The organism is Shinella sp. GW835-FHT14H05 (assembly GCF_058793575.1).
In genome coordinates this window covers 23,976-39,659 of sequence record NZ_JBXAFY010000009.1, presented here as the reverse complement: position 1 = coordinate 39,659, position 15,684 = coordinate 23,976, and the positions used below count along the sequence as shown (strand labels likewise).

Annotated in this window: 18 protein-coding genes; 12 read left to right on the top strand and 6 right to left on the bottom strand. The window is 63.8% G+C overall.

The features are described 5' to 3' along the window. Positions 1 to 25: 25 nt before the first annotated feature. Positions 26 to 2,614 carry a sensor domain-containing protein gene (locus AC1Q6Z_RS23655; RefSeq protein WP_492649503.1) on the top strand — a complete coding sequence of 863 codons (2,589 nt, stop codon included), beginning with the start codon at positions 26 to 28 and terminating at the stop codon, positions 2,612 to 2,614. 61 nt (positions 2,615 to 2,675) lie between these two features. On the opposite strand, the gene AC1Q6Z_RS23650 is transcribed toward AC1Q6Z_RS23655, so the two are convergent. Continuing rightward, the gene (locus AC1Q6Z_RS23650) at positions 2,676 to 2,996 is read right to left on the bottom strand and encodes a DUF1476 domain-containing protein (RefSeq protein ID WP_319321611.1); all 321 of its coding nucleotides are present in this window, start codon (positions 2,994 to 2,996) and stop codon (positions 2,676 to 2,678) included. Positions 2,997 to 3,220: 224 nt separating this feature from the next. Between AC1Q6Z_RS23650 and purC the strand changes: the two genes are divergently transcribed. The 5 genes from purC to AC1Q6Z_RS23625 are packed head-to-tail and all read left to right on the top strand — an operon-like array spanning position 3,221 to position 5,657. Further along, positions 3,221 to 3,985 (top strand): phosphoribosylaminoimidazolesuccinocarboxamide synthase, encoded by a 765-nt coding sequence (purC, locus tag AC1Q6Z_RS23645; protein WP_256115728.1) that lies wholly within the window; start codon positions 3,221 to 3,223, stop codon positions 3,983 to 3,985. A gap of 44 nt (positions 3,986 to 4,029) precedes the next feature. Continuing rightward, complete coding sequence (purS, locus tag AC1Q6Z_RS23640; RefSeq protein WP_256115726.1) at positions 4,030 to 4,272, top strand: phosphoribosylformylglycinamidine synthase subunit PurS; 243 nt, start codon at positions 4,030 to 4,032, stop codon at positions 4,270 to 4,272. A 19-nt stretch (positions 4,273 to 4,291) separates the two neighbouring features. Continuing rightward, positions 4,292 to 4,549, top strand: a complete 258-nt coding sequence (locus AC1Q6Z_RS23635; RefSeq protein WP_256115725.1) for a hypothetical protein — start codon at positions 4,292 to 4,294, stop codon at positions 4,547 to 4,549. Continuing rightward, on the top strand, positions 4,546 to 5,217 hold the full coding sequence (gene purQ, locus AC1Q6Z_RS23630; protein WP_319321620.1) for a phosphoribosylformylglycinamidine synthase subunit PurQ: 672 nt from the start codon (positions 4,546 to 4,548) through the stop codon (positions 5,215 to 5,217). Before AC1Q6Z_RS23635 ends, purQ begins: the two co-directional genes overlap by 4 nt. A gap of 47 nt (positions 5,218 to 5,264) precedes the next feature. After that, a complete protein-coding gene (locus AC1Q6Z_RS23625) occupies positions 5,265 to 5,657 on the top strand; it encodes a hypothetical protein (RefSeq protein ID WP_256115723.1) in 393 nt (130 codons plus the stop codon). Positions 5,658 to 5,667: 10 nt separating this feature from the next. Here AC1Q6Z_RS23625 and AC1Q6Z_RS23620 read toward each other — a convergent pair whose 3' ends face one another. Then, the gene (locus AC1Q6Z_RS23620) at positions 5,668 to 5,883 is read right to left on the bottom strand and encodes a DUF1127 domain-containing protein (protein WP_492649502.1); all 216 of its coding nucleotides are present in this window, start codon (positions 5,881 to 5,883) and stop codon (positions 5,668 to 5,670) included. Positions 5,884 to 5,977: 94 nt separating this feature from the next. Here AC1Q6Z_RS23620 and AC1Q6Z_RS23615 point away from each other — a divergent pair, with 94 nt between their 5' ends. The 6 genes from AC1Q6Z_RS23615 (at position 5,978) to AC1Q6Z_RS23590 (ending at position 12,079) form a co-directional block, all read left to right on the top strand. Further along, positions 5,978 to 7,396 carry an aminotransferase-like domain-containing protein gene (locus tag AC1Q6Z_RS23615; RefSeq protein ID WP_492649501.1) on the top strand — a complete coding sequence of 473 codons (1,419 nt, stop codon included), beginning with the start codon at positions 5,978 to 5,980 and terminating at the stop codon, positions 7,394 to 7,396. A gap of 104 nt (positions 7,397 to 7,500) precedes the next feature. After that, on the top strand, positions 7,501 to 9,738 hold the full coding sequence (purL, locus tag AC1Q6Z_RS23610) for a phosphoribosylformylglycinamidine synthase subunit PurL (protein WP_492649500.1): 2,238 nt from the start codon (positions 7,501 to 7,503) through the stop codon (positions 9,736 to 9,738). Positions 9,739 to 9,757: 19 nt separating this feature from the next. Next, a complete protein-coding gene (locus tag AC1Q6Z_RS23605) occupies positions 9,758 to 9,991 on the top strand; it encodes a BolA/IbaG family iron-sulfur metabolism protein (protein ID WP_256115719.1) in 234 nt (77 codons plus the stop codon). Positions 9,992 to 9,997: 6 nt separating this feature from the next. Next, positions 9,998 to 10,261, top strand: coding sequence for a hypothetical protein (locus tag AC1Q6Z_RS23600; protein WP_492649499.1), 264 nt, complete (start codon positions 9,998 to 10,000; stop codon positions 10,259 to 10,261). 152 nt (positions 10,262 to 10,413) lie between these two features. Next, positions 10,414 to 10,746, top strand: coding sequence for a Grx4 family monothiol glutaredoxin (gene grxD / locus AC1Q6Z_RS23595; RefSeq protein WP_256115717.1), 333 nt, complete (start codon positions 10,414 to 10,416; stop codon positions 10,744 to 10,746). A gap of 127 nt (positions 10,747 to 10,873) precedes the next feature. Beyond that, complete coding sequence (locus AC1Q6Z_RS23590; protein ID WP_256116176.1) at positions 10,874 to 12,079, top strand: multidrug effflux MFS transporter; 1,206 nt, start codon at positions 10,874 to 10,876, stop codon at positions 12,077 to 12,079. Between the two features lie 172 nt (positions 12,080 to 12,251). Here AC1Q6Z_RS23590 and AC1Q6Z_RS23585 read toward each other — a convergent pair whose 3' ends face one another. From AC1Q6Z_RS23585 to rpsD, 4 genes are all read right to left on the bottom strand, one after another. Continuing rightward, complete coding sequence (locus AC1Q6Z_RS23585) at positions 12,252 to 13,073, bottom strand: inositol monophosphatase family protein (protein WP_492649498.1); 822 nt, start codon at positions 13,071 to 13,073, stop codon at positions 12,252 to 12,254. Then, positions 13,070 to 13,930 carry a tRNA 2-thiocytidine(32) synthetase TtcA gene (ttcA, locus tag AC1Q6Z_RS23580; RefSeq protein WP_492649497.1) on the bottom strand — a complete coding sequence of 287 codons (861 nt, stop codon included), beginning with the start codon at positions 13,928 to 13,930 and terminating at the stop codon, positions 13,070 to 13,072. The genes AC1Q6Z_RS23585 and ttcA overlap by 4 nt, the downstream gene beginning before the upstream one ends. A 31-nt stretch (positions 13,931 to 13,961) precedes the next feature. Continuing rightward, complete coding sequence (locus AC1Q6Z_RS23575) at positions 13,962 to 14,891, bottom strand: glutaminase (RefSeq protein WP_492649496.1); 930 nt, start codon at positions 14,889 to 14,891, stop codon at positions 13,962 to 13,964. Between the two features lie 73 nt (positions 14,892 to 14,964). Beyond that, entirely contained in the window at positions 14,965 to 15,582 is a 618-nt protein-coding gene (gene rpsD / locus AC1Q6Z_RS23570; protein ID WP_256115713.1) for a 30S ribosomal protein S4, read from the bottom strand. Between the last annotated feature and the right edge of the window lie 102 nt (positions 15,583 to 15,684).

Sequence of the window (15,684 nt, the reverse complement as noted above, 5' to 3'; positions counted from 1 at the left end):
TTAGTTCAAGCAGGCGCCGCGTTTCATGGCCAAACCTTTCGGTTCGACCTCCATTGCCGTGCGAGAAGCGGAGCCCGAGCCGTTTTATCGCCAGCTTTTTGCGCGCTCCGGCTTCGGTTTTGCAGCGCTCGACGCCGATGGCCGCATCATCGATGCGAATGCCAGCCTGCTGCGCGCATTCGGCGTCGCGTCTTTCGCGGATCTCCCGCCTTTCACGGATTGCGTGTCGCCCAAGGATCGCCCGGCCATCGCCTTCGCCATGCGCCCGCACCTCGCCGAACAGGCGCCCTGGGAAGTGCGCCTGCTGCGGGCGGACGGCAGCGAATTTTGGGTGCTCGCCTCCTTCATCGAGCCGCCCGCCCTTCCCGGCGAGGCGTTGAGCCCGGCCATGATCGTCCAGACGATCGATGTCGACGAACGCAAGCGCAACGCGCTCGAACTGGCGGAACGGGAAAGCCGCTGGAACCATGCGCTGGAATCCGCCGGCCAAGGCGTCTGGGACCATGATTTCGCGCGCGGCGACCTCTTCTATTCCCGCCAGTGGCGCACCATCCGCGGCCTGCGGCCGGACGATCCGATTGACACCTCGCTCGACACGTGGATCCAGACCGTGCATCCGGACGACCGGGCGCATGTGCTGGCCGAAATCGCCAAGCAGGAAAGCGGCGAAGCATCCTTCAACGTCTTCAGCTACCGCGAACGGCACAAGGACGGACACTGGATCTGGATCGAGAGCCGTGGTGCGGTCGTCGAATACGGCCCGGACGGCAAGCCGAGCCGTATCGCCGGCACGGACACGGACATCACGGAGCACAAGGAAGCGGAAGAACGGCTCGCGCAGATGTCCCGCCGCCTGGAACTGGCCCTCGACATATCGCGAATCGGTGTCTTCGAGATCAATCTCAAGACATCCGACGTGCGCTGGGACGACCGCATGATCGGCATATATGGCCTCGACGGAGACCCGGATTCAGAGACCTGGGAGCGCGCGCTTCATCCTGACGATCGCCTCAAGGCCACGATGACCGTCGCCGACGGCATCTTCCGCGGCCAGGACTTCGTCAACGAGTTCCGTATCATCCGCGGCGATGGCGAGATCCGTCACGTGCGGGGACGCGCCGCACCCTATGTCGACCTCACCGGCGTACCCCGCCTCATCGGCGCGAACTGGGACGTCACCGGCGACGTGCGCCTGCAGGAAGAGCTGAAGCGCGCCAAGGATCTTGCCGAAGCCCGCAACGACGAATTGGAAGCGGCAAGGGCGCGCATCGAATATACCGCGCTGCACGACCACCTGACCGGCCTGCCGAACCGCCGCTATCTCGACGCAACCATCCAGGCCGCCGCGAAGGAGGCGCAGGAGACCGGCAGCCGGCTCGCTGTGCTGCATATCGATCTCGACCGCTTCAAGGAGATCAACGACACGCTCGGCCACCTCGCCGGCGACCAGATGCTGGTGCATGCCGCGGGCCTGTTGAACGCGTTGAAGGGACCGGATGATTTTGTCGCGCGCATCGGCGGTGACGAATTCGTCTTCCTTTCCACGGGCTCGGGTGGGCGCAACCTCGCGACGCTTGCCGAGGCGATCGTCGATGCCATGCGCAAGCCCGTCACCTTCAACGGCCATATTTGCCGCTTCGGCGCCAGCGTCGGCATTGCCAGCCTTTCGGGCGCGGCGATCGATGCCAAGCAGCTGCTCGTCAATGCCGACCTCGCGCTCTACCGCGCCAAGAACCGCGGGCGAAGCCGGCACGAATTCTTCACCAGCGATTTCCAGGCGCAGATCATCGTCAACAAGCAGACGGCCGACGAGATCCTCTCCGGCATCGAGCAGCGGCGCTTCCTGCCCTATTACCAGCCGCAGTTCTGCGCCCGCACGCTCGATATCGTCGGCGTCGAGACGCTGGCCCGCTGGGATCACCCCACACGCGGCATTCTCGCGCCCGATGCCTTCCTGAAGATCGCGGAAGACCTCGACTGCGTGGCGACGATCGACCGCATCGTGCTGGAACAGTCGCTTGCCGATTTTGCGCGATGGGAAACACAGGGGCTGGGCATCGCCAAGATCTCGGCCAATGTCTCGTCGAAACGCCTGCACGACCCGGAGCTTGCCCATTCGCTGCGCACGCTCGACATCCGCCCCAAATCGCTCTCCTTCGAACTGCTGGAATCGATCTTCCTCGACGATTGCGACCGCACCGTGCTGGAAAACCTCTCGGAGATGCGCAGGCTCGGCATCGATATCGAAATCGACGATTTCGGCACCGGCCATGCCTCCATCGTCAGCCTGATGAAGCTGAGCCCCCGGCGCCTCAAGATCGACCGCCAGCTCGTCAAGCCGGTCAGCCGCTCGCCGGGCCAGCGCAAGCTCGTCGCCACCATCGTGGAAATCGGCCGCTCGCTGAACATCGAGGTCGTGGCCGAGGGCGTCGAGACGCCGGCGCATGTCGCCATCATGCGCGATCTCGGCTGCGATATCCTGCAGGGTTACGCGCTCGCCCGCCCCATGCCGGCCGAGGCCATACCGGATTTCGTGCAGCGGCAGGAATGGCGCAGCCAGGCCGGTACCGTGCGCGACCTGCAAAATGAAGTCCGCCGCGCCATCATCCAATAGAAATGAAAAAGCCGCCCGGCATCACCGGACGGCTTTTCCTGTAGGTGATTGCAGCCGCTGATCAGCTCGCTTCGACCTGGGCGATCGCGACAGCGAGAAGCTCCAGCATCTGGACGCGGATTTCGTCTTCGCTGCGGGCAACGCCGGCAGCGTCGAAATCGGCCTTGATCTTGCGCACGACATCCTCATGGCCGACTTCCTCGAAATCGGCGGCCACGACGTCTCTCGCATAGCTGTCCGCATCGGCGTCCGTCTTGCCGAGCAGGCCGGCAGCCCAGAGGCCGACCAGCTTGTTGCGGCGTGCCTCGGCCCTGAAGCGCAGTTCCTCGTCCAGCGCGAACTTGGCCTCGAAGGCCTTTTCCCGATCCTGCATGTTGGTCATCCATGACTCCCGTAGATTCTTTTGCCCGTTGGGTTCCCCGCCCATAAATCAAAACGACGGCAAAAGTGCAACGCGAACTTTCGTGACTTCGGAAGTTCCGGGAAGGCCGGAAAACGGGGGATCGGGCGAGACGCCGATTGTTAAAGTGCAGCATTTCGTTTATGGGAGCGCAAACGAACGACACCTGCGCGGCCCCCAAGCGCGCCAACAACAGAGAAAAATCCATGAACCGTCGCCGCCGTATCTACGAGGGCAAGGGCAAGATTCTTTATGAAGGCCCTGAGCCAGGCACGCTGATCCAGTTCTTCAAGGACGATGCGACCGCCTTCAACAAGAAGAAACACGATGTCATCGACGGAAAGGGCGTGCTGAACAACCGCATCTCCGAGTTCCTCTTCACGCAGCTCAACAAGATGGGTATCCCGACCCATTTCATCCGCCGCCTCAACATGCGCGAGCAGCTGATCAAGGAAGTCGAGATCATCCCGCTCGAAGTGGTCGTGCGCAACGTCGCCGCAGGTTCGCTCTCCAAGCGCCTCGGCATCGAGGAAGGCACCGTCCTTCCACGCTCCATCATCGAATTCTATTTCAAGGCTGATGCGCTCGAAGACCCGATGGTCTCCGAAGAGCACATTACCGCCTTCGGCTGGGCGAGCCCGCAGGAACTCGACGACATCATGGCGCTCGCCATCCGCGTCAACGACTTTCTCTCCGGCCTCTTCCTCGGCGTCGGCATCCAGCTCGTCGATTTCAAGATCGAGTGCGGCCGCCTCTATGAAGGCGACATGATGCGTATCATCATCGCCGACGAGATTTCACCGGACAGCTGCCGCCTGTGGGACATCGCGACCCAGGAGAAGATGGACAAGGACCGCTTCCGCCGCGATCTCGGCGGGCTGCTGGAAGCCTATCAGGAAGTCGCCCGGCGCCTGGGCATCATCAACGAAAACGAGCCCGTGCGCGGCACCGGTCCGGTCCTGGTGAAGTAACCCTTCACCGGCCAGCCGAACATATTTGGTTTGAAGAGGAAGACATGATCAAGGCACGCGTAACGGTGACGCTCAAGAACGGTGTTCTGGACCCGCAGGGCAAGGCGATCGAAGGCGCGCTCGGCAGCCTCGGCTTCGAAGGCGTCGGCGCTATCCGCCAGGGCAAGGTTTTCGACCTGGAACTCGCCACCGCCGACCGCGCCAAGGCCGAAGCCGACCTCAAGGCGATGTGCGACAAGCTGCTGGCCAACACGGTAATCGAGAATTATACTATCGCCCTCGCCTGACGGTTGAAGGACATAGGCAATGGCAGAGGTCACGAACGAACTGCTCTACGAGGTGCTGAAAAGCATCCATGCCCGAATGGACAAATTGGACACGGGCCTTTCCGACCTTCGTAGCGAGATGATCACGATGCGCGGAGCAATCGTGACCGTGCAGCAGGACGTTCATCACATCTATTCGCGGCTGGAGCGCGTCGACCAACGCCTCGACCGTATCGAAAACCGCCTCGAACTGCGTGAACTCGCCGAGGCCCAGGCAAGGTTTGAACCACACCCATGAAGTCCGCCGTCGTCCAACTTCCCGGCCTCAACCGTGACCGCGACATGATCGCGGCGCTGACCAAGATTTCCGGCGTAGCACCGGTCACCGTCTGGCAGACGGAAACAGACCTGCCGGATGTCGACCTGATCGTCATTCCAGGGGGCTTCTCCTATGGCGATTACCTGCGCTGCGGCGCGATTGCCGCGCGCATGCCCGTCATGCAGGCGATCAAGGCGAAGGCGGAAGCCGGCGTGAAGGTTCTGGGCGTGTGCAACGGCTTCCAGATCCTGCTCGAAGCGGGCCTGCTGCCCGGCGCGCTGATGCGCAATGCCTCGCTGAAATTCGTCTGCCGCGAAGTGAAGCTGGAAGTGGCGAATGCCGAGACCGACTTCACCCGCGCTTACGACAAGGGCCAGATCATCCGCTGCCCGGTCGCCCACCACGACGGCAACTTCTTCGCCGATGCCGAGACGCTTGCCGCGATCGAAGGCAATGGCCAGGTCGTGTTCCGCTATGCCGAAGGCACCAACCCGAACGGCTCGCTGAACGACATTGCCGGCGTCATCAACGCGAAGGGCAACGTGCTCGGCCTGATGCCGCATCCGGAAAACCTTATCGAGGCCGCGCATGGCGGTTCGGATGGCCGCGGCCTCTTCGCATCGGTGCTCGACGTAATCGCTGCTTAACGCACGCTTGTTATCAAGGGCGCATGTCCATTCCCGAAAGGCTTTTCATGCGCCCTCTTCTCCCAGCCAAGCTTCTCCTGCCGCTCGCCGCCGTCGCGGCTCTGGCCGCTTGCCAGACGAAGACCCCGGCGCCGAAGGTCAATGGCGGCGCGCTGCCGACCATGGAGCGCGTGGCACTTGCGGCAAACAGCTGCTGGTTCAAGTCGGGCGACCCGGCCTTCAAGGCCTATCGCCTCGCGCCGGAGCTGAACTCCTTCTCCGGCCGCCCGCGCATCCTCGTCGTGCACCGCAATTCGCCGGAATCCCGTCCGCTGCTCGTCGTGCAGGCGGAAGGCAACCCGGCAAAGCTCGATGCCTTTGGCCCGATGATGGGCGAAGCCGTCGGCGCGCGCATCGCGAGCGATGTCCAGCGCTGGGCCGGCGGCGGCAAGGGCTGCTGAGCACCAAGGCTCAATCCCAGTAGAACGATTTCCGGACCTCGCGATGCGCCTCGGTGCGGGTGATGCCGATGTCGCGCAGCTCGTCGTCGGTGAGCTCCAGCAGGGCATGGCGCGTGCGCCGCTTCAGGCAATGGGCGCGCAAGGCGAGCCAGCCGCGATAGGCAATTGCACGCAGGGATCTACGCGGTTCGAGGCCGGATTCGGCGAATATTGTATCAATTGTCATTGTCAATTCTCCTGAAAAGCCACTGCAATAGTAGCAATCGATACATTCAAGAGATAATTGACTCTGTCGGTGGTGCAATATAAGAATTGGCACCATGACAAATTGGCTTCCCGATCTCCAGGCCTCCGACGGGCCGCTTTATGTCCGCATCGCCGACCAGATCGAGCAGGCGATCAATGCCGGCGCGCTCGCCTCGGGCAGCAAGCTGCCGCCGCAGCGCAACCTCGCCTATGACATCGGCGTGACCATCGGCACCGTCAGCCGCGCCTACAGCATGGTGCGCGAACGCGGCCTCGTCAGCGGCGAAGTGGGCCGCGGCACCTATGTGCTGGGTACGTCGGAGCACAATCCCTCCCCTGCCGTCGATCCCGTCAGCGCGAGGCTTGCCGGCACGCGCGCCGCCAATGCGCCGCCCGGAAAACTGCGCTTCGACACGACCGCAGCGACCGATATCGGCCAATCCGTAGCCGTTACCGATATTCTGGCGGCAATCTGCCGGGAGCAGCCGAACGAGATTGCGAGCTACACGCGCAATTTCCCGCGCCACTGGCTGGAAGCGGGCCAGCGCTGGCTCGGCAGCGGCGGCTGGCAGCCCGGCATCGACAGCATCGTGCCGACGCTTGGCGCGCATGCGGGCATCATCGCCGCCGTCTCCGTCATCACCGCGCCCGGCGACCGTATCGTCTTCGAGCACCTCACCTATTCCCAGGTCAGCCGCGGCACCGCCCTGCTCGGCCGCCAGACGGCGCTCGTCGAATCGGATGCCTATGGCGTGATCCCGGACGATTTCGAGCGCGTCTGCGTGCAGCAGCACCCCAAGCTCGCCTTCCTGATGAGCGCCGCGCAAAACCCGACGCTCTCCACCATGCCCGAGGACCGCCGCCGCGCCATCGCGGCCATTGCCAAGCGGCACAATGTCTGGCTGATCGAGGACAATCTCTACGGCGCCACCGTCGACAACGGCATTCCGCTGCTGGCCGAGATCGCGCCGGATCGGACCTTCCTCGTCGGCGGCCTGTCGAAAAGCGTGGCTGCCGGCGTTCGCGGCGGCTGGATCGCCTGCCCGCCGCACCTGGCGCAGCGCGTGCGCATTGCCCACAAGATGGTGAGCGGCGGCCTGCCCTTCCTGCTGGCGGAAGTCGCCGCCCGCCTCGTGCTCTCAGGCACGGCCGACGCCATCCGCAGCGCCGTCGCCGACGAGGTGCAGGCGCGCGAGGCGATCGCGCGGGAGATTTTCGCCGGGCTGGATTTTGCGTCGCATCCGCGCGTGCCGTTCCTCTGGCTGAAGCTGCCCGATCCCTGGCTGTCCGGCACGTTCCGCCAGGCCGCCTTTGCGGAAGATATCCTCATCGACGACGAGGACGAGTTCAAGGCCGGCCGCTCGGAGAAGACGTTTCACCGTGTCCGCATCGGCTTCTCGCCGCCGGAAAACCGCGAGGATGTCGTGTCCGGCCTGACGCGGCTTCGCCGTCTGCTCGTCCATGGCCCGACGGGTTACGACAGCCTCGCCTGACGGCCTCCTTCGCCTGTGATTGCAGGTCATTTTCCTGTCGCACTGCAAAGCAGCATGAGGTAAAGAGACCGCAAAGCTGCCCTCCACCGACAAGACGAGCGACGATGACCATTTCGAACACCCGCCCGATCACCCCGGAGCTGATTGCCGCCCACGGGCTGAAGCCGGATGAATATGACCGCATCCTCTCGCTGATCGGCCGCGAACCGACCTTCACCGAACTCGGCATCTTCTCGGCCATGTGGAACGAGCACTGCTCATACAAATCCTCCAAGCGCTGGCTGCGCACGCTGCCGACCAAGGGTCCGCGCGTCATCCAGGGCCCGGGCGAAAATGCCGGCGTGGTGGATATCGACGATGGCGACTGCGTGGTCTTCAAGATGGAGAGCCACAACCACCCGTCCTATATCGAGCCCTACCAGGGGGCTGCGACCGGCGTCGGCGGCATCCTGCGCGACGTCTTCACCATGGGCGCCCGCCCGGTTGCGGCGATGAACGCCTTGCGCTTCGGCGCGCCCGACCACCCGAAGACCCGCCACCTCGTGTCCGGCGTCGTTGCCGGTGTGGGCGGCTACGGCAATTCCTTCGGCGTGCCGACGGTCGGCGGCGAAGTCGAGTTCGACGAGCGCTACAACGGCAATATCCTCGTCAACGCCTTTGCGGCGGGCCTTGCCAAGTCCAATGCGATCTTCCTGTCGGAAGCCAAGGGCGTGGGCCTGCCGGTCGTCTATCTCGGCGCCAAGACCGGCCGTGACGGCGTCGGCGGCGCCACCATGGCATCGGCCGAATTCGACGAGTCGATCGAGGAGAAGCGCCCGACCGTACAGGTCGGCGACCCCTTCACCGAAAAGTGCCTGCTGGAAGCCTGCCTCGAACTGATGCAGACCGGCGCTGTCATCGCCATCCAGGACATGGGTGCGGCCGGCCTCACCTGCTCCGCCGTCGAAATGGGCGCCAAGGGCGACCTCGGCATCGAGCTGGACCTCGATCTCGTGCCCGTCCGCGAAGAGCAAATGACCGCCTACGAGATGATGCTGTCGGAAAGCCAGGAGCGCATGCTCATGGTTCTGGAGCCCGCCAAGGAAGAGGTCGCCAAGGCGATCTTCGTCAAGTGGGGCCTCGATTTCGCCATCGTCGGCTACACAACGGACGACCTGCGCTTCCGCATCCTGCACCAGGGCGAGGAAGTCGCGAACCTGCCGATCAAGGACCTGGGCGACCAGGCCCCGGAATATGACCGCCCCTGGCGCGAGCCCGGCAAGCCCTCGCCGCTGCCGGCAAACCTGGTGGCCGAGCCAGCCGACTACAATGAGGCCGTGCTGAAGCTCGTCGGTTCGCCGAACCAGTCGAGCCGCCGCTGGGTCTACGAGCAGTATGACACGCTGATCCAGGGCAATTCGCTGCAGATCCCCGGTGGCGACGCCGGCGTCGTGCGCGTCGAAGGCCATGCCACCAAGGCGCTCGCCTTCTCCTCCGACGTCACCCCGCGTTATGTCGAGGCCGATCCGTTCGAAGGCGGCAAGCAGGCCGTTGCCGAATGCTGGCGCAACATCACGGCGACCGGCGCAGAGCCGCTTGCCTCCACCGACAACCTGAACTTCGGAAACCCGGAAAAGCCGGAAATCATGGGTCAGTTCGTCAAGGCCATCCAGGGTATCGGCGAAGCCTGCCGCGCACTCGATTTCCCGATCGTTTCCGGCAACGTCTCGCTCTACAACGAGACGAACGGCATCGCGATCCTGCCGACCCCCACCATTGCCGGTGTCGGCCTGCTGCCGGACTGGTCCACCATGGCCAAGATCGGCGGCGCGAAGGACGGCGACCAGCTTATCCTGATCGGCGTCGACGGCAGCCATCTCGGCCAGTCGGTCTATCTGCGCGACGTGCTCGGCATCGTCGATGGTCCGGCGCCGGAAGTCGACCTGCATGCGGAACGTCGCAACGGCGATTTCGTGCGCTCGGCCATCCGCAACGGCCAGGTTACCGCCTGCCACGACATTTCCTCGGGCGGCCTCGTGGTCGCACTCGTCGAAATGGCGATGTCGTCCGGCAAGGGCGCCACGGTCGATCTCTCGGGTTCGAACGGCCCGGCACACGCGCTGCTCTTCGGCGAAGACCAGGCGCGTTACGTCATCGCCGTCCCGGCCGATCTCGCCAACTTCCTCAGCGCCAATGCCGAGGGTGCGGGCGTGCCGTTCCGCCGTCTGGGCACGGTGGGCGGCGATGCGCTCGTCGTGGAGGGTCGCCTGTCGCTCGCCATTGAGCAATTGCGCAACACCCATGAATCGTGGTTCCCTGACTTCATGGATGGCAACGGCAACGCCGCTGCCGCCGCGGAATAATTATAAGGGAGCAGTCCACATGCCTATGTCACCCGGCGATATCGAAGACATGATCAAGTCCGGCATTCCCGGCGCGAAGGTTGTCATCCGCGATCTTGCCGGCGACGGGGATCACTATGCGGCCGAGGTCGTCGCGGAAGCGTTTCGCGGCAAGACCCGGGTGCAGCAGCACCAGATGGTCTATGACGCCCTGAAGGGCAATATGGGCGGGGTGCTGCATGCGCTCGCCCTCCAGACCTCCATTCCGGAGTAATCCGCCATGGCCGGTCTCCTCGATGAACTCGTCTCCGGCGTGGTCGATGCGGCGCTCAAGGAAGTGCTGAAGAAGACCGGCGTGCGCAAGACAACGGCCAAGCGCACGCGCCGCAGGACGACGACGCGCAAGAAGGCCTCCGGCGGTCTCCTCGGCGACATCCTCGAAGCGGCGCTGAAGCCGGCGGCGAAGAAGCCGGCCCGGCGCACGCGCAAGCAGGTGAGCCGACGCCGCACCGCCGCCAGCCGCTCGCGCCAGCGCAGCCGGTAGGGCGCGACCATCGCGCAACAGCCCCGGAAATCGTAAGGGAGCCCCTTGCGTTTTTTCTGAGGGCCTTCTGGCAATTGTCATCCGAGATTGTTATCTAGGGCGGACGGTTCATCGCATCGGCCCTTGAAGCCGATTTGCCAAGGAATACTGCAATGAGCATCCACGATTTCATCGCAAACGAAGTAAAGAACAACGACGTCGTCGTCTTCATGAAAGGCACGCCGGAGTTCCCGCAGTGTGGGTTCTCCGGTCAGGTCGTGCAGATCCTCGACTATGTGGGTGTGGACTACAAGGGCATCAACGTGCTCGCCGACGCCGACATCCGCCAGGGCATCAAGGACTATTCCAACTGGCCGACCATTCCCCAGCTTTATGTGAAGGGTGAGTTCGTCGGCGGTTGCGACATCGTGCGCGAGATGTTCCAGTCGGGCGAATTGCAGTCCCATCTTCAGGAACAGGGTATTTCGATCAAGGGCGCTGCCTGACGCTTCACGGTCCTTCCGGCCGGCCAAGCTTTTAAAGGCGCCGCATTCCCAGCGGCGCCTTCTCTCTTTTATGGAATAAATTCTTATGTCCGGACTATCCCCCGAATCGGCCCAGCGCCTCAAAGGCATGGGCAAGATAGAATTCATTGCGCTCATGGCGCTGCTGATGGCGCTCAATGCTCTCGCCATCGACATCATGCTGCCCGGCCTGCAGGAAATCGGCGCCAGCCTCGGCGTCGAGAACGAGAACCACCGGCAATATGTCATTTCCGCCTACCTGATCGGCTTCGCCTTCGCGCAGCTGCTTTACGGCCCGATATCGGACCGGTTCGGCCGCCGCGCGCCGATGTTCTTCGGCCTCGGTGTCTATGTCGTGTCATCGCTGGCTGCAATCTTCGTGCCGAGCTTCGCGGCGCTGCTCGCGCTGCGCTTCATCCAGGGCATCGGCTCGGCCGCCATGCGCGTCATCACCATCTCCATCGTGCGCGACATTTTCGGCGGGCGCGCGATGGCGGAGGTCATGTCGCTCATCATGATGGTCTTCATGGTCGTGCCGGTGCTGGCGCCGGGCACGGGCCAGGTCGTCATGCTGTTCGGCGACTGGCACCTGATCTTCGTCTTCATGGCCGTCATGGCATCCGTCGTGTGGGCCTGGATGTATTTTCGCCTGCCGGAAACGCTGCATGCCGATGACGTGCGCCCCTTCACGGTGCGCTCGGTGCTGCAAGGCTTCCGCATCGTGCTGACCAACCGCGTGGCGCTCTGCTACACGCTGGCGAGCACCTTCATCTTCGGTGCGCTGTTCGGCTTCATCAACTCGGCGCAGCAGATCTATGTCGGCATCTACGGGCTTGGCGTCTGGTTCCCGGTCGCCTTTGCCGGCGTTGCGGCCTTCATGGCGCTGTCGTCCTTCGTCAATGCGCGGCTCGTCGGCCAGTTCGGCATGCGCCGGCTGTCGCATGGCGCATTGCTCGGCTTCCTCGCCGTCAACACGCTGTGGCTGCTTCTGACGCTCGTCTGGGCGCCGCATGTGCCATTCGCCATCTTCATCGTGCTCTTCGCGCTGTCGATGTTCCAGTTCGGCTGGATCGGCTCGAACTTCAACTCGCTGGCCATGGAGCCGCTCGGCCACGTCGCCGGCACGGCCTCCTCGGTGCTCGGTTTCATGGGCACGGCCGGCGGCACGATCCTCGGTGCGATCATCGGCCAGGCTTTCAACGGCACGGCGTTGCCCCTCGTCATGGGCTTCTTCTCGCTGTCGATCATCGGCCTGATCTTCGTGCTGATCGCCGAGCACGGGAAGCTGTTCCAGCCGCATAACCAGCCGGTTTGAAGCAGGCTCCATACCTCTCCGCCGTCATGGTCGGGCTTGACCCGACCATCCACGCTGCGGGTGCGGATGGATCCTCGGGTCGAGCCCGAGGATGACGGGAGGAGAAGTTGCAGGCAAAGAAAAAGCCCGGTTGCGGATGCAGCCGGGCCTTTTTGTTGGATCGGAAACCGCCTCAGTCGACAAAGACCTCGCGGCGCAGCATCTCCCAGCTGTCCTTGTCAGGCGCGACCAGCAGGCCGCCCTCGACATGGTGCGGCTGGTAGGGCGAGCCGTCGAAGCGGGCGGCGTAGGCACCGGCTTCCTGGGCGATGAGCGTGCCGGCCAGGTGGTCCCAGGGCATCAGCTTATTGTACATCAGGTAATGCAAGTGGCCGCCGGCGAAGGTGCGGTATTCGTGCGCCGCGCAGCGATAGTTCGAAACGAAGGCCACCTTGGCGAGGTTCGACAGGATGCGCGCGCGACGATCGCGATCGAGGAAGCTCGTGGAGGCCATGCCGGTCATCGCTTCGAGCGGCGCCGCGCCCCGCGTCTTCAGCTTGACGGCCGGGCGGTGATCGCCGGTCTGCCAGGCGCCGCCGCCCTTTTCCGCCATCACGAAATCATCGCCCATCGGGTCGTAGATGATGCCGCCGACGGTCTCGCCGCCGGAGACGATCGCCGCCATGACGCCGAAGAGCGGCACGCCGGAGGCGAAGTTGAACGTGCCGTCGATCGGGTCGACGACGATGGCAAGCTCGGCACGGCCAAGCTTCGGGAGCAGCGCCGGATCGGCCGCGACCGATTCCTCGCCGACGAAGAGCACGCCGGGGAACTGTGCCGCGACCTCTTTCTTGATGAAGCGTTCGGCCGCTTCGTCGGCCTCCGTCACCAGATCGTTGGCGTCCGCCTTGGTGCGGATGTCGCTCTTGGCGAGTGCGCGAAAGCGCGGGCGGATTTCGGCCTCTGCCGCCTGTGCAAGCACCAGCGCCAGGGCATTGATGTCAATCGTCGTCATTCGTGTCTTACCGTTTCGAGGGAGGAGAAATCGAAAAGTTTCGGGTCGAGAAGATGGGACGGGTTGGTGTGGCCGAGTGCCCGCAGCATGGCGTCCTTGCGGCCCGGCATGCGCGTCTCGATATCGGCCAGCATCGCCTTCATCGCATTGCGCTGGAGGCCGTCCTGCGAGCCGCAGAGATCGCAGGGAATGATCGGGAACTGCATGGCGGCCGCGAATTTCGCGAGGTCCTCCTCCGCCGCATAGGCGAGCGGGCGCAGCAGCATGAGGTCGCCCTCGTCGTTCAGGAGCTTCGGCGGCATGGCGGCGAGCCGGCCGCCGTGGAAGAAATTCATGAAGAAGGTTTCGAGAATGTCTTCCCGATGATGGCCGAGCACCAGCGCATCGCAGCCCTCTTCGCGCGCGATGCGATAGAGATTGCCGCGCCGCAGTCGCGAGCACAGCGAACAATAGGTCGCCCCCGCCGGCACCTTTTCCTTCACGATGGAATAGGTGTCGCGGTATTCGATGCGGTGCTCGATGCCGATCGAGGACAGGTATTCCGGCAGGATGTGTTTTGGAAAATTCGGCTGGCCCTGGTCGAGATTGCAGGCGATGAGTTCTACCGGCAGCAGGCCGCGCCATTGCAGGTCCATCAACAGCGCCAGCAGGCCATAACTGTCCTTGCCGCCGGAGACGCCGACGAGCCAGCGCTTCTGGCCCTTCAACATGGAAAAGTCGTCCATCGCCTGGCGCACCTGCCGCAGCAGGCGCTTGCGCAGCTTGTTGAAGGAGACGCTTCGGGGCGCATCCGCAAAGAGCGGATGACGGCCGTCGTCCGGTGCGTCGTCGTCGGTATCTGCAAATGCGAGGGTCATGGGTTTGCAATGCCCCGAACGCGGCTCACAATCAAGCCCCGAAGACCGACCAGCCCGTCCGCGCCGCCAGCATTTCCAGCGCCAGCGAGCCGAGCAGCGAGTTGCCGTTGTCGTTCAGCCCCGGCGACCACACCGCAACCGAGGCCTTGCCCGGCGCCACGGCGAGGATGCCGCCGCCGACGCCGCTCTTGCCCGGCAGGCCGACGCGATAGGCGAAGTCGCCCGAGCCGTCATAGTGGCCGCAGGTCAGCATCAGCGCGTTGATGCGCCGCGCGCGCATATGCGAGACGACGCGGTGGCCCGTCAGCGGGTTGGTGCCGCTGTTGGCGAGGAACAGCCCCGTCTTGGCGAGCTGGCGGCAGCTCATCGCCAGCGCGCATTGGTGAAAATAGACGCCGAGCACCAGTTCGGCAGCGTGGTCGAGCTTGCCGAAGGAGCGCATGAAATTGGCGAGCGCGAAATTCCGAAACCCCGTCGCCTGCTCGGACCGCGCCACGGCCTGGTCGATGATGATGTCGTCCTCATCCGCGAGGTAGCGCAGGAAGCGCACGATCTCGCCGATTGCCTCCTTCGGCGTATGGCCGGCCAGAATGAGGTCCGTGATCGCGATGGCGCCGGCATTGATGAAGGGATTGCGCGGAATGCCGCCCTCGTGCTCCAGCTGGACGATGGAGTTGAAGGCGGAACCCGACGGCTCGCGCCCCACCCGCTTCCAGATCGCCTCGCCATGTTTGCCGAGCGCCAGCGTGAGCGTGAAAACCTTGGAGATGCTCTGGATCGAGAAGGCTTCTTCCGCGTCGCCCGCGAGATATGTCGTGCCATCGACACTGACGACAGCCATGCCGAACTTCTGCGGGTCCACATGCGCAAGCTGCGGAATGTAATTCGCCACCCTGCCCTCACCGCGCCGCGGCGTCAGCGTCGCATGGATCTCGTCGACGATAGCCTGCAAATCCGTCATGCCGTTTCCCCCAAAAGAAAAAGCCGCCAATCTCTTGGCGGCTTTTCCAGATTTCGCAAGGTGTCGACCGCGATTAACGCGAGTAGAATTCGACGACCAGGTGCGGTTCCATGACGACGGCGTAGGGCACGTCGGAGAGAACCGGGATGCGGACGAAGGTGGCGACCATCTTGTTGTGATCGACTTCGATATAGTCCGGAACGTCGCGTTCAGCGAGGCCAACGGATTCCAGAACCGTGACGAGCTGCTTGGACTTGTCCTTGACTTCGATGACGTCGCCCGGCTTGCAACGGTAGGAACCGATGTTGACGCGAACGCCGTTGACCTTGACGTGGCCGTGGTTGACGAACTGACGGGCAGCGAAGACCGTCGGAACGAACTTGGCGCGGTACACGATCGCGTCGAGGCGCGATTCGAGCAGGCCGATCAGGTTTTCCGGGGTGTCGCCCTTGCGGCGCTCGGCTTCAGCGAAGATCGCGCGGAACTGCTTCTCGCGGATGTCGCCATAGTAGCCCTTCAGCTTCTGCTTGGCGCGGAGCTGAACACCGAAGTCCGAAAGCTTGGACTTGCGGCGCTGGCCGTGCTGGCCGGGGCCGTATTCGCGGCGGTTGACCGGGGACTTCGGACGGCCCCAGATGTTTTCGCCCATACGGCGGTCGATTTTGTACTTGGATGCAGCGCGCTTGCTCATCGCATTTCCTTTAGTCTTGTTATCGCCTGCCCGTTGCCGGACCGGCTGAAGGAAACACGCCCTCCTCTGAACCTTTTCGAGGCTCCGACAGGTTTCTCACGA

Coding starts and splice junctions, on each gene's coding strand:
- AC1Q6Z_RS23655 (WP_492649503.1), top strand. CDS start 26: ATGGCCAAACCTTTCGGTTCGACCTCCATTGCCGTGCGAGAAGCGGAG.
- AC1Q6Z_RS23650 (WP_319321611.1), bottom strand. CDS start 2,996: ATGACCAACATGCAGGATCGGGAAAAGGCCTTCGAGGCCAAGTTCGCG.
- purC (WP_256115728.1), top strand. CDS start 3,221: ATGAACCGTCGCCGCCGTATCTACGAGGGCAAGGGCAAGATTCTTTAT.
- purS (WP_256115726.1), top strand. CDS start 4,030: ATGATCAAGGCACGCGTAACGGTGACGCTCAAGAACGGTGTTCTGGAC.
- AC1Q6Z_RS23635 (WP_256115725.1), top strand. CDS start 4,292: ATGGCAGAGGTCACGAACGAACTGCTCTACGAGGTGCTGAAAAGCATC.
- purQ (WP_319321620.1), top strand. CDS start 4,546: ATGAAGTCCGCCGTCGTCCAACTTCCCGGCCTCAACCGTGACCGCGAC.
- AC1Q6Z_RS23625 (WP_256115723.1), top strand. CDS start 5,265: ATGCGCCCTCTTCTCCCAGCCAAGCTTCTCCTGCCGCTCGCCGCCGTC.
- AC1Q6Z_RS23620 (WP_492649502.1), bottom strand. CDS start 5,883: ATGACAATTGATACAATATTCGCCGAATCCGGCCTCGAACCGCGTAGA.
- AC1Q6Z_RS23615 (WP_492649501.1), top strand. CDS start 5,978: ATGACAAATTGGCTTCCCGATCTCCAGGCCTCCGACGGGCCGCTTTAT.
- purL (WP_492649500.1), top strand. CDS start 7,501: ATGACCATTTCGAACACCCGCCCGATCACCCCGGAGCTGATTGCCGCC.
- AC1Q6Z_RS23605 (WP_256115719.1), top strand. CDS start 9,758: ATGCCTATGTCACCCGGCGATATCGAAGACATGATCAAGTCCGGCATT.
- AC1Q6Z_RS23600 (WP_492649499.1), top strand. CDS start 9,998: ATGGCCGGTCTCCTCGATGAACTCGTCTCCGGCGTGGTCGATGCGGCG.
- grxD (WP_256115717.1), top strand. CDS start 10,414: ATGAGCATCCACGATTTCATCGCAAACGAAGTAAAGAACAACGACGTC.
- AC1Q6Z_RS23590 (WP_256116176.1), top strand. CDS start 10,874: ATGGGCAAGATAGAATTCATTGCGCTCATGGCGCTGCTGATGGCGCTC.
- AC1Q6Z_RS23585 (WP_492649498.1), bottom strand. CDS start 13,073: ATGACGACGATTGACATCAATGCCCTGGCGCTGGTGCTTGCACAGGCG.
- ttcA (WP_492649497.1), bottom strand. CDS start 13,930: ATGACCCTCGCATTTGCAGATACCGACGACGACGCACCGGACGACGGC.
- AC1Q6Z_RS23575 (WP_492649496.1), bottom strand. CDS start 14,891: ATGACGGATTTGCAGGCTATCGTCGACGAGATCCATGCGACGCTGACG.
- rpsD (WP_256115713.1), bottom strand. CDS start 15,582: ATGAGCAAGCGCGCTGCATCCAAGTACAAAATCGACCGCCGTATGGGC.